Annotated in this window: 15 protein-coding genes; 12 read left to right on the top strand and 3 right to left on the bottom strand. The window is 71.9% G+C overall.

From position 1 onward, the window contains the following. The first annotated feature begins 34 nt into the window (after positions 1-34). The 3 genes from EDF47_RS02865 to ccsB are packed head-to-tail and all read left to right on the top strand — an operon-like array spanning position 35 to position 3,460. Positions 35-733 carry a cytochrome c biogenesis protein CcdA gene (locus EDF47_RS02865; RefSeq protein ID WP_123292336.1) on the top strand — a complete coding sequence of 233 codons (699 nt, stop codon included), beginning with the start codon at positions 35-37 and terminating at the stop codon, positions 731-733. Beyond that, positions 717-2,426, top strand: coding sequence for a cytochrome c biogenesis protein ResB (locus EDF47_RS02860; protein WP_216834452.1), 1,710 nt, complete (start codon positions 717-719; stop codon positions 2,424-2,426). The genes EDF47_RS02865 and EDF47_RS02860 overlap by 17 nt, the downstream gene beginning before the upstream one ends. 5 nt (positions 2,427-2,431) lie before the next feature. After that, on the top strand, positions 2,432-3,460 hold the full coding sequence (ccsB, locus tag EDF47_RS02855) for a c-type cytochrome biogenesis protein CcsB (RefSeq protein WP_123938775.1): 1,029 nt from the start codon (positions 2,432-2,434) through the stop codon (positions 3,458-3,460). Positions 3,461-3,579: 119 nt separating this feature from the next. Here the strand turns inward: ccsB and EDF47_RS02850 are convergent, their stop codons facing one another. After that, on the bottom strand, positions 3,580-4,569 hold the full coding sequence (locus tag EDF47_RS02850) for an o-succinylbenzoate synthase (protein WP_133937869.1): 990 nt from the start codon (positions 4,567-4,569) through the stop codon (positions 3,580-3,582). Between the two features lie 133 nt (positions 4,570-4,702). Here EDF47_RS02850 and EDF47_RS02845 point away from each other — a divergent pair, with 133 nt between their 5' ends. Genes EDF47_RS02845 through EDF47_RS02830 form a run of 4 tightly spaced genes read left to right on the top strand, consistent with a single transcriptional unit; the run spans position 4,703 to position 8,263 of the window. Further along, on the top strand, positions 4,703-5,113 hold the full coding sequence (locus EDF47_RS02845) for a hypothetical protein (protein WP_123292094.1): 411 nt from the start codon (positions 4,703-4,705) through the stop codon (positions 5,111-5,113). 21 nt (positions 5,114-5,134) lie between these two features. Beyond that, the gene (locus EDF47_RS02840) at positions 5,135-6,064 is read left to right on the top strand and encodes a 1,4-dihydroxy-2-naphthoyl-CoA synthase (RefSeq protein WP_111084280.1); all 930 of its coding nucleotides are present in this window, start codon (positions 5,135-5,137) and stop codon (positions 6,062-6,064) included. 16 nt (positions 6,065-6,080) lie between these two features. Then, positions 6,081-7,211: an AMP-binding protein gene (locus EDF47_RS02835; RefSeq protein ID WP_123938610.1), complete on the top strand. Its 1,131-nt coding sequence runs from the start codon at positions 6,081-6,083 to the stop codon at positions 7,209-7,211. Positions 7,212-7,261: 50 nt separating this feature from the next. Continuing rightward, on the top strand, positions 7,262-8,263 hold the full coding sequence (locus EDF47_RS02830; protein ID WP_131879304.1) for a 1,4-dihydroxy-2-naphthoate polyprenyltransferase: 1,002 nt from the start codon (positions 7,262-7,264) through the stop codon (positions 8,261-8,263). Positions 8,264-8,275: 12 nt separating this feature from the next. Here EDF47_RS02830 and EDF47_RS02825 read toward each other — a convergent pair whose 3' ends face one another. Continuing rightward, positions 8,276-8,611 carry a DUF4229 domain-containing protein gene (locus EDF47_RS02825; protein ID WP_123292098.1) on the bottom strand — a complete coding sequence of 112 codons (336 nt, stop codon included), beginning with the start codon at positions 8,609-8,611 and terminating at the stop codon, positions 8,276-8,278. Positions 8,612-8,675: 64 nt separating this feature from the next. Between EDF47_RS02825 and EDF47_RS02820 the strand changes: the two genes are divergently transcribed. Continuing rightward, complete coding sequence (locus EDF47_RS02820; protein WP_131921755.1) at positions 8,676-9,032, top strand: PLD nuclease N-terminal domain-containing protein; 357 nt, start codon at positions 8,676-8,678, stop codon at positions 9,030-9,032. Continuing rightward, the gene (gene menD, locus EDF47_RS02815) at positions 9,025-10,830 is read left to right on the top strand and encodes a 2-succinyl-5-enolpyruvyl-6-hydroxy-3-cyclohexene-1-carboxylic-acid synthase (RefSeq protein WP_133937996.1); all 1,806 of its coding nucleotides are present in this window, start codon (positions 9,025-9,027) and stop codon (positions 10,828-10,830) included. The genes EDF47_RS02820 and menD overlap by 8 nt, the downstream gene beginning before the upstream one ends. Positions 10,831-10,838: 8 nt before the next feature. On the opposite strand, the gene EDF47_RS02810 is transcribed toward menD, so the two are convergent. Next, positions 10,839-12,098: an isochorismate synthase gene (locus EDF47_RS02810; protein ID WP_131879301.1), complete on the bottom strand. Its 1,260-nt coding sequence runs from the start codon at positions 12,096-12,098 to the stop codon at positions 10,839-10,841. Positions 12,099-12,206: 108 nt separating this feature from the next. On the opposite strand from EDF47_RS02810, the gene EDF47_RS02805 reads away from it, so the two are divergent. The 3 genes from EDF47_RS02805 (at position 12,207) to EDF47_RS02795 (ending at position 15,567) form a co-directional block, all read left to right on the top strand. Further along, positions 12,207-12,998, top strand: coding sequence for a demethylmenaquinone methyltransferase (locus EDF47_RS02805; protein WP_111084274.1), 792 nt, complete (start codon positions 12,207-12,209; stop codon positions 12,996-12,998). Between the two features lie 32 nt (positions 12,999-13,030). Then, positions 13,031-14,107, top strand: a complete 1,077-nt coding sequence (locus EDF47_RS02800) for a polyprenyl synthetase family protein (protein WP_111084273.1) — start codon at positions 13,031-13,033, stop codon at positions 14,105-14,107. Positions 14,108-14,193: 86 nt separating this feature from the next. Then, positions 14,194-15,567, top strand: coding sequence for an FAD-dependent oxidoreductase (locus EDF47_RS02795; protein WP_133937867.1), 1,374 nt, complete (start codon positions 14,194-14,196; stop codon positions 15,565-15,567). Positions 15,568-15,569: the final 2 nt, after the last annotated feature.

The raw sequence follows: 15,569 nt of genomic DNA, 5'->3' as shown, positions 1-15,569 counted from the left end.
CAACCCCTTCGCCGAGGCGATCCTCAGCGGCCAGATGGCCGTCGCGCTGCCCGTGGCGGCGCTCGCGGGGCTCGTCTCGTTCCTGTCGCCCTGTGTGCTCCCGCTCGTGCCCGGCTACCTCGGGTACGTCGGTGGGATCGCCGAGGGCGGGCAGCGCCGAGGGCGGGTCGTGCTCGGCGTGCTCCTGTTCATCCTCGGCTTCACGGCGGTCTTCGTCGCGTACACGACGGTGTTCGGCGCGCTCGGGTTCTGGCTCGTGCGGTGGCGCGACCTCATCACGCAGATCCTGGGCGTCGTCGTCATCGCGATGGGGCTGGTGTTCGTCGGCCGGTTCACGTTCATGCAGCGCACCATCAAGCCGAGCTGGACACCCGCGACCGGACTCGTCGGCGCCCCGCTGCTCGGCATCGTGTTCGGCCTCGGCTGGACCCCGTGCCTCGGCCCGACCCTCGCCGCCATCAACCTGCTCAGTGTGCAGTCGGGCAGTGCCTGGCAGGGCATGTGGCTCGGCGTCGCGTACTGCCTGGGCCTCGGCATCCCGTTCGTCCTCGTCGCCCTCGGGGCCGGCTGGGCGACCGGTGCGATCCGCGCCGTGAAGCGGCACATGCGCACCGTCAACATCATCGGAGGAGCGATCCTGATCGTCATCGGTCTGCTCATGGTCACCGGAATCTGGTCGGCCGTCATGTCGAGCGTCGGGGCGGTGATCCAGAGCTTTGTCCCCGCGGTCTGATCCCGAAACCGAAGCGACGGGCGCCGACACCGCGTCGGACCCGCAGCGACCGTCCGACCACGTCGACGGCTCCGGCCCCGGCGACGCCGGCATCAACCAGCCGAAGCTCGGCTTCGTCGGCACCCTCCGGTTCTTCTGGCGACAGCTCACGAGCATGCGCACCGCGCTGTTCCTGCTCATGCTGCTCGCCCTCGCGGCGATCCCGGGCTCGCTCGTGCCGCAGCGCACCGCCGACCCGAACGGTGTCGTCCAGTACAAGGCCGACCACGCCACGCTCTACCCGATCCTCGACAAGCTGCAGGTCTTCGACACCTACACCTCGGTGTGGTTCTCGGCGATCTACCTCCTGCTGTTCGTCTCCCTGATCGGCTGCATCGTGCCGCGCACGAAGCACCACTGGCAGGCGCTCCGCACCCGTCCGCCCCGGACCCCCGTCCGCCTGACGCGACTGGCGGGCTTCCGCACCGTGGCGGTGCAGCCCGACGCGATGATCGACGGCACCACCGGGATCGACGTGACCACGGGCCTCCCGTCCAGCGAGCACGCGGTCACGCGCGCGATGACGATCCTGAAGCGCTCCGGGTACCGCGTCGAGCGCTTCGGCGACTCGGTGAGCGCGGAGCGCGGCTACCTGCGCGAGACCGGCAACCTGGTGTTCCACGCGGCGCTCGTCGGTGTCCTGCTGGCCGTCGGTGTCGGCGGCGGGTTCGGGTTCACCGGCCAGCGGCTGCTGGTCGAGGGGCAGACGTTCTCGAACGTCCTCGGCTCCTACGACTCGTTCAACCCGGGTCGCTGGTTCCAGCAGACCGACCTCAAGGGCTACAACCTGACGCTCGACAAGTTCGTCACGAAGTACGAGGAGCGCAACCTCGACGCCCTCGGCCAGGCGCTCGACTACTCGGCGACCGTGACGAGCAAGGAGAAGGGCGGCGAGTCGACGACCAGCCGCCTGGGCGTGAACGACCCGCTGCACGTGGGCGGCACCAACGTCTACCTGCTCGGCAACGGCTACGCGATGAACGTCACGGTGCGCGACGGCGAGGGCAACGTGGCGTTCCAGGACGTCGTGCCGTTCCTGCCCGAGGACGCCAACTACACTTCCACCGGCGTCATCAAGGTGCCGGACGCGCTGCCGGACCAGCTCGGCATGGTCGGGTTCTTCTACCCGACGGCGTCGAAGCTCGCCTCGGGTGCGTACACGAGCGCCTACCCGGACACGCAGAACCCGCTGCTGACGCTGCAGGTCTACACCGGCGACCTCGGCCTCGACAGCGGCGTGCCGCAGAGCGTCTACACGCTCGACACCAAGGGCCTCACGCAGATCGCCGGCCGTCAGTCCGACACGGCGAGCATCGCGCTCGAGCCCGGGCAGACCAAGAAGCTGCCGAACGGTGCCGGGTCGATCACCTTCGACGGCGTCAAGCGCTACGTGTCGCTCGACGTGCACCACGACCCATCGCAGGCGTGGGTCGCCGCCTTCGCGCTGCTCTCGACGCTCGGGCTGCTCACGTCGCTCTTCGTCCCGCGCCGACGCGTGTGGGTGAAGGTCGTCCCCCGCAAGGGCGCAGAGCACGGCGAGTACGACTTGGAGTACGCGGGCCTCGCCCGCGGTGAGGACCCCAACCTCGAACGGGCCGTCGCGGACATCGCACAGCGCCACACGTCGGACCTCGGAGTTAGGATGCCCCAGTGAACGACATGACCACGAACCTCGCGACCTACTCGGTCGTGCTGACGTACTCCGCGATGGCGGTCTACGTCATCGCGTTCATCTCGTTCGCGCTGGACATGGCGAAACGCTCCGGCGAGGTGACGGCAGCGGCGAAGAACGCTGGTGCGGACTCGGACGACGCTGCAGCGACCGCCTCGGTGGGCGCGGCCCGCTCGGCGAAGACCGTCGCCACCGTCCGGGGCGGCACCGTCGTGCTCGAACCGGTCGCGGCACCCCCGGCGAACGCCGGCGGCTCGGCCGCGCGCGGCACGAAGTTCGAGCGCGTCGGCATGGCCATGACGATCCTCGCGCTGGTGCTGCACGTCGCATCGGTGGTCCTGCGCGGCATCGCGGCCGACCGTGTGCCGTGGGGCAACATGTTCGAGTTCTCGCTCACCGGCACGGCGCTCATCACGCTCATCTTCCTGCTCGTGCAGTTCTGGCAGAACCTGAAGTTCCTCGGCGTCTTCATCACCGGGCTGACGATCATCCTGCTCGGCATCGCGACGGTGAACTACTGGGTGCCCGTCGTGCCGCTGCAGCCGGCGCTGCAGTCGTACTGGCTCGTCATCCACGTCTTCGTGGCGATCGCCGGCACCGGGTTCTTCGCGCTCGGTGCGGGGCTCGCGGTGGCGCAGCTCGTGCAGACGTACCGCCAGGGCCGGACCGCCTCGGGCAAGCTCCGCTTCATGGCGACCCTGCCGGACGCCGACCGCCTCGAGGTCCTGACCTACCGCGTCCTGCTCGTCGGCTTCGTCCTCTGGACCTTCACCCTGATCGCCGGTGCGGTCTGGGCGGAGCGTGCCTGGGGCCGGTACTGGGGCTGGGACACCAAGGAGGTCTGGACCTTCATCATCTGGGTCGTCTACGCCGGGTACATCCACGCCCGTGCGACCCGCGGCTGGCGCGGTGCGCGGTCGTCGTGGCTGGCGCTCATCGGCTTCGCCGCCGTGATGTTCAACTTCTCGGTCGTGAACGTCTTCTTCAAGGGCCTGCACAGCTACTCGGGCCTGTGAGCGACGCGCGTCACTGACGCGGCTCTGGTCGCGACCAGGACCGGACGGGAGGCACGGTGCCAGCTGGCACCGTGCCTCCCGCCCGTCGTCCGGTCGCGTGCAGGGCCGGGAAGACGGGTCTACGCGGCGGCCAGTACGGCGTGCACCCGCGCCACCCGCGCGAGCCACCACGCCGTGCGCTCCGGCGACGCGGCGTTCCGGTCGAGCAGGTCCGCCGACACCGCGACCCGTCGCACCGGCACGCGGCCCCCGACCGGCAGGAGCGGGTCCGCGGTGACGTCGGACGCGAACATCGCGGCGGTCCCGAGCCCGGCTGCGTACCCCGGGGACATCGCAGCCGCGGCGAGGAACGCGCCCATGCCGAGCCCCACCGAGGTGTCGAGCGCGCTGGAGACCACGCACGGCAACCCGGCCTGGGCGATGACCGTACGCGCCGCGGTGATGCCCCCGAGCGGTTGCGCCTTGACGACCAGGACGTCAGCCGCTCCGGCTCGTGCGACGGCGAGGGGGTCAGCGGCCTTGCGAACGCTCTCGTCCGCGGCGATCCGCACCCCGAGGCCGTCGATCCGTGCCCGCAGCGCGGCGAGCTCCGGCACGGTCCGACAGGGCTGCTCGGCGTACTGCAGGTCGAAGGGAGCGAGGCGTTCGAGCGCCTCGGTGGCCTGGTCGACGCTCCACAGTCCGTTGGCGTCCACCCGGACGGCGGCCCCGGGGCCCATCACCCGTCGGACCTCGGCGACCCGGGCGACGTCGTCGTCGACGGTGGTACCGGGTTCGGCGACCTTGACCTTGGCGGTGGTGCACCCGGGGTAGCGCGCGAGCAGTGCGGCGACCTGGTCCGGGGCGATCGCCGGCACCGTGGCGTTCACCGGCACCGAGTCGGCGGCGGCCTCGTGCTCGGTCCAGCCGAAGTCGATCGCGCCCCGGAGCCACGCGGCGGCCTCGGCGTCGTCGTACTCGACGAAGGGTGAGAACTCGGTCCAGCCCGAGGGGCCGCGGAGGACGAGCGCCTCGCGCGTGGTGATGCCGCGGAACCGCACCCGCATGGGCAGGGCGACCACGTGCGCGTCGGCGGTGAGTTCGGCGAGGTCGGGGAGCACGTCGGCCATCCTCCCACCGCACCCAGGGCACCTGCCGGTTCCTCGGAGGGGACCGCCAGGGCAGGGCATTAGCATGCATCGGTCGGCCTCGGTCGGCACTGGTCACGACCCGGATCGAACCGTCCGGAACGAGGGAGGCGCGGTGGCGCGGGAACCGCAGCAGCGTGCGCAGCGCCCCGGTCGCGACACCGACGAGTTCGCGCGGCTCATGCAGCAGAACACCGTCGACGTCCGCCAGACGGCGGGTCGGAAGCGCCGCAGCCCGATCGTCGGCAAGATCGCCCTCGGCCTCGCGGTGGTGTCCGCTGCGGTGGACGCCAGCGCCTTCGCGGTCTTCATGGGCGGTGACACCGAGTTCGCGTTCGGGATCTGCTTCGTCGTGGTGTTCCTGACCCTCATCGCGGCGGTGCTCGGCTTCGTCGCGGCCGTCGGTGGCCTCGGCCGGTGGTACGGGGCGATCGGTGTCGTGGTGGCCTTCTTCGCCAACCCGGTGATCCTCATCGTGATCCTGGTGTTCGTCGCGCCCGAGGTCCTGACCGGCATGGGCGCCTGACGGCGGCGGTACGTTGGGGGCATGGCTGCTCCCGTCTCCGACCTGTTCGACCCCGACGTCTGGACCGCGGCTCCGATCGCGGAGCAGTTCACGGACATCACGTACCACAAGCACGTCTCGAAGGGGATCGTCCGGGTCGCGTTCGACCGGCCCGAGGTGCGGAACGCCTTCCGTCCGCGCACCGTCGACGAGCTCTACCGGGCGCTCGACGACGCCCGCCAGGACCCCCGCGTCGGCGTCGTCCTGCTGACCGGCAACGGTCCGAGCCCGAAGGACGGCGGCTGGGCGTTCTGCTCCGGCGGCGACCAGCGCATCCGGGGGCGCAGCGGCTACCAGTACGTCGGCGACGAGGGTGCGCCGCCCGAAGGAGTCGACCCCGCCGCCGCGCAGGCGTCGATGGGACGACTGCACATCCTCGAGGTGCAGCGCCTGATCCGCATGATGCCCAAGGTCGTCATCGCCGTGGTCCCCGGCTGGGCAGCCGGCGGCGGGCACTCGCTGCACGCGATCTGCGACCTGACCATCGCGAGCGCCGAGCACGGCAGGTTCAAGCAGACCGACGCCGACGTCGGGTCGTTCGACGGCGGGTACGGCAGCGCCTACTACGCCAAGCAGATCGGCCAGAAGTTCGCGCGCGAGGTCTTCTTCCTCGCGCAGGAGTACTCGGCGCAACGTGCGTACGAGATGGGTGCGGTGAACGCGGTCGTCCCGCACGAGGACCTCGAGCGCGAGGCGATCCGCTGGGGCGAGATCGTCCTCGGCAAGTCCCCGACGGCGATCCGGATGCTCAAGTACGCGTTCAACGCCGTCGACGACGGCATGGTCGGGCAGCAGGTCTTCGCGGGCGAGGCGACGCGGCTCGCCTACGGCACCGACGAGGCCGTCGAGGGCCGCGACTCGTTCCTCGAGAAGCGCGCCCCCGAGTGGACGTCGTTCCCGTGGCACTACTGAGCCCGGCGGTGCCGGCATGAGCCGTCCGCTGGTCGCGCTGGGCACGTCGGATCCGCTGGCGGTGCTCCGCGGCCTGGAGGCAGCGCTCGCCGGCGGCCCCGCGCTGCTCCCCGTCGCCGAGGGAGCACCGGCGCTGCCGACCCTGCCACCGGCCGAGGTCCGGCAGCGGGTCGCCCTGGTGGTCGAGACGAGCGGGTCCACCGGCACCGGCAAGCGCGTGGCCCTCTCGTCCGAGGCGCTCCTCGCCGGTGCCGCAGCGGCGGACGCAGCGCTCGGCGGACCGGGCAGCTGGGTGCTGGCGCTGCCCACGCACTACATCGCGGGCCTCAACGTCCTGACCCGCTCGATCGCCGCGGGGACGACGCCGGTCGTCGTGGCACCGGGGCACTTCGACGCCACGGCGTTCGCGGACGCCGCGGACCAGCTCGTCACCGGCCCTGCGGCGCCCCGTCGCTACACGTCGCTCGTCCCCGTGCAGCTCGCCCGCGTGCTCGACGACGACCGCGCGACGGCTGCGTTGGGCAGGTTCGACGCGGTCCTCGTCGGCGGGCAGGCGACCCCGGCGGCGCTCCGCGAGCGAGCGGTCGCCGCAGGCGTGCGCATCGTGACGACCTACGGCGCCAGCGAGACGAGCGGCGGCTGCGTGTACGACGGCGTGCCGTTCGGGACCGTCCGCACCGCGGTGGTGGACGACGAGCTCCAGTTGGCGGGTCCGATGCTCGCCGAGGGGTACCTCGGCGACGAGGACCGCACGGCCGCGACGTTCGGCGAGCGCGACGGCCTGCGCTGGTACCGCACGGGGGACGCCGCCACGGTGTCGGACGGGGTGGTCCGGGTGCTCGGACGCCTCGACGACGTGGTGATCTCCGGCGGCGAGAAGGTCCGGCTCGGCGCGGTGGAGCGGCTCGTGCGCGACCTGCCCGACCAGCACGGCGCAGTCGTCACCCGACGGGCCTCGGGGGAGTGGGGCGAGGTGCCGGTCGTGGTCACCGAGCGACCGCTCGACCTCGACACCGTCCGGTCCCACGTGGGCGACGCCCTCGGCCGAGCCGCACGTCCGGCCGCGGTGGTGGTGGTCGACCGGCTGCCGATGCTCGCGTCCGGCAAACCCGACCGGCGGGCGATCCAGGACCTGGCGTCCTCGTAGGCCCGCGCGTCGGCACCGCGGTGCAGTGCGACGCGGCGCGGATAGGATCGGTGGTCGTGGCACGAACGAAGAACACGACGCACAAGCAGGGCCGCTCGGGCAACCCGGCGAAGGCTGCGACCCCGGTCCGCTCGAAGCGCCGGGCGACCGCGCGGGACTGGATCGGCGGGGCACGACTCCGCACGCTGACGCTCGGCGTCGTCCCCGTGGTGCTCGGCACCACCGTGGGCTTCGTCGACAGCGGCACCACGGGCGACTTCGGTGCGTTCCTGGCGCAGGACGGGCACCTCGCCATCGCGCTGCTCGCCCTCGCGGTGGCACTGTTCCTGCAGATCGGCGTGAACTACAGCAACGACTACTCCGACGGGGTCCGCGGCACCGACGAGTACCGCGTCGGCCCCGCTCGACTGACGGGGGCCGGCCTCGCGAAGCCCGGCACGGTGCTGACCGTCGCGCTGACGTTCTTCGGGCTGGCTGCCGTCGCCGGGATCGTCATCGTGGTGCTCACCCAGCTGTGGTGGCTGCTGCTCGTCGGCGCCGCGGCCATCGTCGCCGCGTGGTTCTACACCGGCGGCAAGAAGCCCTACGGGTACAACGCGCTCGGCGAGGTCTTCGTCTTCGTGTTCTTCGGACTCGTCGCCGTGCTCGGCACCCAGTACGTGCTCATCGGCCAGGCCACCACGAGCGGGTGGGCCGCCGCGGTCGCCGCCGGGTTCTTCGCCTGCGCGGTCCTGATGGTGAACAACATCCGCGACATCGACGAGGACCGTCTCGCCGGCAAGCGCACCCTGGCCGTCGTCGTCGGACGACCGGTGGCACGGGTGCTGTACGGCCTGTTCCTGCTGCTGCCGTACGTCGTGCTGCTCTGGTTCGTCCTGCTCTACTTCCGCACGGGCTTCACGTACTTCTCGCTGCTGCTGGCCCTGCCGGCGCTCGCGATCGGGGTGTCGTCCCGCAAGCCCCGTGAACTCATCACGGCACTGCAGCTGTCGTCGTTCGCCTCGCTGGTCTTCGGCGTCGTGCTCGGCATCACGCTCGCCGTCCAGCCGTAGGACTCCGCCGGACTACTCCGCGTCGGTGTCCCGGCGCGCGGCGTGCCGGTCGGCGTCCGACACCGGGCGCACGGTCGGCGTGTCCGCGGCGTCGGTGTCCGCCGCGTCGACGAAGTCGTCCTCGAAGTCGGTGTCCGCATCGCGCTCCGGGCCACCGCGGCGGTTCGCCAGGCTCAGGGCGACCTTGGTGCGGAGTCCGGCGAGCGCGATGTAGGACACCAGCAGCCCGACGAGGGCGGCGATGATCGTCGCCCAGTACCAGGGCATCGGGGTCAGGAGCCGGAGGAGCACGAGCGCCGCCGCGAAGATGCCGAGCCGGGCCAGGGTGTACAGGAGCCACGCTTTCACCCTGCGAGTCTACGGACGGCCGACCGGCAGGGTCGTCACAGGCTCGCGACCTAGACTCCTGGGCATGGTCCGCTTGTGGTTGATCGTCGTCGTCGCCGCTGTCGCCTTCACGGTGTACGCGGCCATCGACTGCGCGACGATGCCCCGCGAACGTGTCCGATCCCTCAGGCGGGGTGTCTGGATCCTCCTCGTGATCGTCCTCCCCGTCCTCGGTGGGGTGCTCTGGTTCCTGCTCGGCCGCTCGCCGGCGTCCCCGGGCACGACAGCCCGGTACCGTGGACCCGAAGACGACCCGGACTTCCTCGGCACCACGCCCGTTCCGGGGGACACCCTCACGGACAAGGACCAGGACGACGCGACCCTCCGAGACCTCGAAGACCAGTTCCACGACCGAGACGACGACGGCCGCACCGATCGCTGACGGTCCCGCCGGATCGGGCAGTCCGGCGACGGACGCTGCCCTGACGCTGCTGCAGGAACTCGTCCGCGCCGGCGTCACCGATGTCGTCGTCAGTCCGGGCTCGCGATCCCAGGCCCTGGCGCTCGCGGCCGTCGCCCTCGAGCGAGCCGGCGGCCTGACCGTCCACGTCCGGCTCGACGAGCGCACCGCCGGGTTCTTCGCCCTCGGGCTCGCGGTGGAGTCCGGTCGACCGGCCGCCGTCGTGACGACCTCGGGCACCGCCGTCGCCAACCTGCACCCTGCCGTCCTCGAAGCGCACCACTCCGGTGTGCCGATGATCGTGCTGAGCGCCGACCGGCCGGACGAGCTCCGCGGCATCGGCAGCAACCAGACCACCGTCCAGCCGGGGATGTTCGGCGACGCGGTCGCCTTCGTCCGCGACGTCGAGGCGCCCTCTGCGCACGGAGCCGACGCCTCGGTGCGTGCAGCGCTCCGCGACCTCGCCCGCCAGGCAGTCGCCGCGGCCGCCGGACACACCGGACAACCGGGGCCAGCGCAGCTCAACGTCGCGTTCCGTGAACCCCTGTCCGCCGGCCTCGACGCCGAGCGCGTGCAGGGCGTCTCCGACGACGAGGTCGACACCGCGTTCGCCACCCGTCGTGCGCACGGCGGACTCCCGGTGGCCGAGCTGTCGCCGGACGATGAGCCGGGCACGGTCGTCATCGCCGGGCACGACGCCGGCGAGGACGCCGAGCGCATCGCGTGGGAGCTCGGGGCGCCCCTGCTCGCCGAGGTCTCCAGCGGCGCACGGTTCGGCCGGAACCTCGTCGTCACCTACCGCGAACTCCTGCGCGACCAGGACTTCGGCGGAGCGGTCCGTCGTGCCGTCGTGCTCGGTCACCCCACCCTGAGCCGCGAGGTCCCGGCGCTCCTGCAGCGGCAGGGGGTCGAGACGATCGTCGTCCGCGGACACGCGGCCGACCCCTTCGACCCGGCCCGCGCCTCTCCCCACCGGCACGGCCCGGACGCCGCTGGCGCGTCGCCCGGGAACCGGCGGCGTGGGCCCAGCGAATCGTTGACCACCTTCGTGTCCGACGTCCGCGTGACGGGCCGGACCCGGCCGGAGCACCGTGCGTGGGTCGGCCGCTGGGTCGGCGCGAGCCGTCAGCTGTTGGGCGATGGTGACGCCGGACCCGACCTCGGCGCCAAGCGGTCCCCGGACCGTGCCGAGCGCAACAAGTTCCTGCGCGACGAGGTCGCCCTCCGCCGCCGACCCGTCGACCGCGCGATGCTCGCCGACGCCGTGTGGGGCGTGACGTGGCCGCACGACCGGCTCGTGTTCGGCGCCTCGCAGATCATCCGCGTCGCCGACGGGCGCGTGCTCGGCAAGAAGATCCGGGTGCACGCGAACCGTGGGCTCGCCGGCATCGACGGCACCGTGTCGACGGCGCTCGGGATCGCCGCGGCCCTCGAACAGTCGTCGGCGTCGGTCGGCACCACGCGCGTGCTGCTCGGCGACCTGACCCTGCTGCACGACCTCGGGGCGTTCGTCACCGGGACAGAGGAGCGCACGCACCGGGTCCAGGTCGTCGTCGGCAACGACCACGGCGGCGCGATCTTCCGCGGGCTCGAGGTGGCACGCACCACTCCACCAGAGGACATGCGCCGGATGATGTCGACCCCGCAGCACGTCGACGTCGAACGGGTCGTGACCGGCCTCGGTTGGGAGTACCGCCGCGCGGAGACGTGGGGCGACCTCGAGCGGGTGCTCACCGACCCGGCCGAGCGGGTCGTGATCGAGGTCCCGCTGGCCGACTGACGCGGCGCTCAGGCCAGCGCGTCGGTGACCGGTCGGAACTTCAGGGCGGTCTCGGCGACCTCGCGCGCCGGTTCCGACCCCGCGACGACGCCCGCACCCGCCCAGGCCCGGACGGTGCCGTCGTCGTCGATCCGGGCGCTGCGGAGCGCCAGCATCCACTCACCGTCGCCGGTGGCGCTCATCCAGCCCACCGGGCCGGCGTAGCGACCGCGGTCGACGCCCTCGAGCTCGGCGACGAGCCGGACGGCCACGTCGGTGGGGGTGCCCGCGACGGCGGCCGTCGGGTGCAGGGCGTCGGCGACGTCGAGCGAGGTGGTGTCCGGCGGCAGGGTCGCCTGCACGTCGGTCGCCAGGTGCCACAGGTTCGGCAGCTGCAGCCGGAACGGCTCGGGGTCGGCGCGCAACTCGGTCACGAGCGGGCGGAGCGAAGCGAGCAGGCTGTCGATCGCGAACGCGTGCTCCTCGACGTCCTTCGCGCTGGCGGCAAGGGCTTCGGCAGCGGCACGGTCCGACACCTCGTCTTCGCCGCGTGCGGCGCTGCCGGCCAGCACCCGCGCCGTCAACCGGGTGCCGTCGGTGCGGGCGAGCGTCTCGGGGGTCGCACCGACCAGGCCGTCGACCGCGAAGGTGACGCACTGCGGGTAGGCGGCGGCGAGGTCGAGCAGCAGGGCGCGGTGGTCGGCGTCCGCTGGCATCTCGCCGACGAGGTCGCGGGCGAGGACGACCTTCTGCGCGCTCCCGGCGGCGATGCGTCGCACGGCCTCGGCGACGTTCGCGGCGTAGGCGGCCTCGTCGATCCGGCCGGGGTGCAGCGCGACGGAGACGTGTGGTCCGACGTGGGGGACCGGCACCGAGGTCCGCGTGAACGTGAGCGGCTCGGCGCCGACGGTCGTGTCGATCGCCGTGAGCCAGGCCTTGCCGCGCCGACGGCCGATGACCACGCGCGGGACGATCAGGACGCTCTCGTCGGCGGAGTCGTCGGCGAAGGCGAAGGAGCCGAACGCGACCAGGCCGGAGCCGCGCAGCTGCACCGGGTCGTCGACGACGGCCGACTCCACGACGGTGCGCCAGACCGCGGCGGCGTCGCGCATCCGGTCGGGGCCGGTGAACGTGAACCGCAGCGCCTCCCCGATGCCGACGATGCCGTCACCGTTCCGGACGAAGGCCAGGGGACGGTCGCGCAGGGTGTGGCGGAGGACGGTGCCCGGGTCGTCGAGGATCCGGGTGGAGACCGTCAGCGGGGGCGCCGCCGTGGTGGTTCGGGTCACGGCTCCGATGCTACGCGCGGTCGGTGGACCACCTGGCCGCGCGCTCGACGAGTGGGCCGTTGCTGCGAGTCCGGTGAACGTGCGGTCGGGACCTCTAGGATTGGTCGGGTGAGCAGAGCGGACCTGAACAAGCGGCCGGACGAGGTGGCGGCGATGTTCGACGACGTCGCGGCCAAGTACGACCTCACGAACGACATCCTGTCGGCGGGCAACGCACCGCTGTGGCGTGTCGCCACGGTGCGGGCGGTCGACCCCCAGCCCGGCGAGAAGGTCCTCGACATCGCCGCGGGCACCGGGACGAGTGCCGCGGCCTTCGCGAAGAAGGGGGCAGAGGTCAGCGCGCTCGACCTCTCCGCCGGCATGATCGCGGTCGGTCGCGAGCGGCACCCCGAGATCACCTTCGTCGAGGGCGATGCCGAGCACCTGCCCTTCGACGACGACACGTTCGACGCCGTCACGATCTCGTTCGGGCTGCGCAACGTGAACGACCCGAAGCAGGCGCTCGCCGAGATGCTGCGGGTCCTCAAGCCCGGCGGCCGAGTGGTCATCTGCGAGTTCTCGACCCCGCCGCGTGCGCTGCTGCGCCTCGGCTACGGCACCTACCTGAAGCGCGTGCTCCCGGGCATCGCGAAGCTCTCGAGCAGCAACCCCGCCGCCTACCGCTACCTCGCCGAGTCGATCGACGCCTGGCCGGACCAGCAGGTCCTCACCCAGTGGCTGCGCGGCGTCGGCTTCTCCGTGGTCGCCTACCGGAACCTCACGGCCGGTATCGTCGCACTGCACCGTGGCCGGAAGCCCGTCGCCGACACGGTGCGCGAGTCCGCGGCCCGTCGTGCGAAGGCACGCCGCGACCACCAGACCACCGGCGAGCAGCCGCGCGTCGACCCGGCCGACGACTGACCGGTCACCATCCCCCGAAGACGGAGCAGCACTTGAATCCGAGCGTCCCGGTCGCACGTCGCGCGCCGAGCCTCCGCGCCTCGCTGGGCATCGGCGAGCGGTTGTTCGCCACGCCCGCCGACCGCCGCTTCATCGCCGCCGTCGACGACGGTCTCGAGCTCGTCGAGCAGGGGCTCGAGGACGCCATGCGTTCCACGGACACCCTCGCCGACACCACGAGCCGCTACCTGCTGTCCGCGGGCGGCAAGCGGATCCGTCCGACGCTGACGCTGCTCATCGCGCAGCTCGGCGACGGGGTGACCGACGCCGTGGTCAAGGCCGCCGTCAGCATCGAGACGACCCACCTGGCGTCGCTCTACCACGACGACGTCATGGACGAAGCGCCCGTCCGCCGCGGGGTCCCCGCAGCGCAGATCACGTACGGCAACAACGTCGCGATCCTGACCGGCGACCTGCTCTTCGCCCGCGCCAGCCTCATCACCGCCGACCTGGGTACCGAGGGCATCCGGATGCAGGCCGAGACCTTCCAGCGCCTCTGCATGGGGCAGCTGCACGAGACCACCGGCCCGCAGCCCGACGACGACCCGGTCGAGCACTACATCCAGGTGCTCAGCGACAAGACCGGTTCGCTCATCGCGACCGCCGCCCGCGCCGGTGTCATGTTCTCCGGCGCCGACCGTGCCTACCTCGACGCCGTCGGGACCTTCGGCGAGAAGGTGGGCGTCGCCTTCCAGCTCGTCGACGACGTCATCGACCTGGCACCGGCGACGGACAAGACCGGCAAGATCGCCGGCAACGACCTCCGTGCCGGCGTCGACACGTTGCCGATGCTGCACCTGCGTCGGCACGCGGCGACCGACCCGGCGGCGCAGGACCTCGTCCTGCGCATCGAGCGCGACGTGAACGGCGCCCCGGACGACGCGGTCGGCTCCGTGCCGTACCAGTCGGCCGTCGCCGCACTGCGTGACCACGAAGCGACCGCGTCGACGCGCACGGTCGCGGTCCGCTGGGCCCGCGAAGCCGTGGACGCCCTCGCCCCGCTGCCCGACGGCACCGTCAAGCGGGCACTCACCCGCTTCGCCGACTCCGTCGTCGACCGCAGCCGCTGAACACCACCCGCGACCGGACGACCCCACGGTCGCCGCGCGGGACGCACCACCGGGAGCACCCCACCCGAACGAACTGGAGACGATCAGTGCCCACCCTCCGAATCGCCATCGTCGGCGCCGGACCCGCCGGCATCTACGCCGCGGACATCCTGCTGCGCGAGGCCCACGGACACGACGTGTCGATCGACCTGTTCGAGCAGCTCCCCGCGCCGTACGGACTCGTTCGCTACGGCGTCGCACCCGACCACCCGCGGATCAAGGGCATCGTCAACGCCCTGCGCGACGTACTCGACCGCGGTGTCGTCCGGCTGTTCGGCAACGTCCGCTTCGGCGAGGACATCACCCTCGAAGACCTCAAGAAGCACTACAACGCGGTCGTCTTCTCGACGGGCGCGATCAAGGACGCCGACCTCGACGTCCCCGGCGTCGACCTCCGGGGCTCCTACGGTGCCGCCGACTTCGTCAGCTGGTTCGACGGCCACCCCGACGTCCCGCGCACCTGGCCGCTGACCGCGGAGAGCGTCGCGGTGATCGGGGTCGGCAACGTCGCGCTCGACGTCTCCCGCATCCTCGCGAAGCACGCCGACGACCTGCTGCCGACCGAGATCCCGGCGAACGTGTACGAGGGCCTCAAGGCGTCGCCCGTCACGGACGTCCACGTCTTCGGCCGCCGTGGTCCCGCCCAGGTCAAGTTCACGCCGCTCGAGCTCCGCGAGCTCGGCGAGGTCCGTGACGTCGACATGGTCGTCTACGACGAGGACTTCGACCACGACGAGGCGTCGAAGACCGCGATCGCCACGAACAAGCAGGTCATGGTCATCAACCGGGTGCTCGAGCAGTGGCGCACCCGCGAGACCGGCCAGGCGAGCCGGCGGCTGCACCTGCACTTCTACGCGAAGCCGACCGAGTTCGTCGGCGACGAGCAGGGCAACCTCACCGCGATCCGGTACGAGCGCACCCGGCCGAACGGCGAGGGCGGTGTCGAGGGCACGGGCGAGATCCGTGAGATCCCGATCCAGGCGGCCTACCGCGCCGTCGGCTACTTCGGTTCCCCGCTGCCCGGGCTGCCGTTCGACGAGCGCCACGGCGTCATCCCGAACCACGAGGGCCAGGTCCTCGACGACGACAACCAGCAGATCCCGGGCGTCTACGCCACCGGGTGGATCAAGCGCGGTCCGGTCGGGCTCATCGGGCACACGAAGTCCGACGCCATGGAGACCGTGCAGCACATCGTCAACGACCAGGCGAGCTGGTGGACGCCGGAGGACCCCTCCGAGGGTGCGATCCCGGCCCTGTTCCGCGAGCGTGGCGTCGAGTACACCGACCTCGAGGGCTGGCACCACCTGGACACCCACGAGCTCGCGCTCGGTGCTGCCGAGGGCCGTGAGCGCATCAAGGTCGTGCCCCGCGACGAGATGATCGACGTGTCCCTCGGTCGCGTCGACGTGCCCACGAACTGACA

This window comes from Curtobacterium sp. PhB190, assembly GCF_004365385.1.
Taxonomy (GTDB): domain Bacteria; phylum Actinomycetota; class Actinomycetes; order Actinomycetales; family Microbacteriaceae; genus Curtobacterium.
The sequence above is the reverse complement of the archived record's forward strand: the minus strand, read 5'-3'. Positions and strand labels throughout refer to the sequence as shown.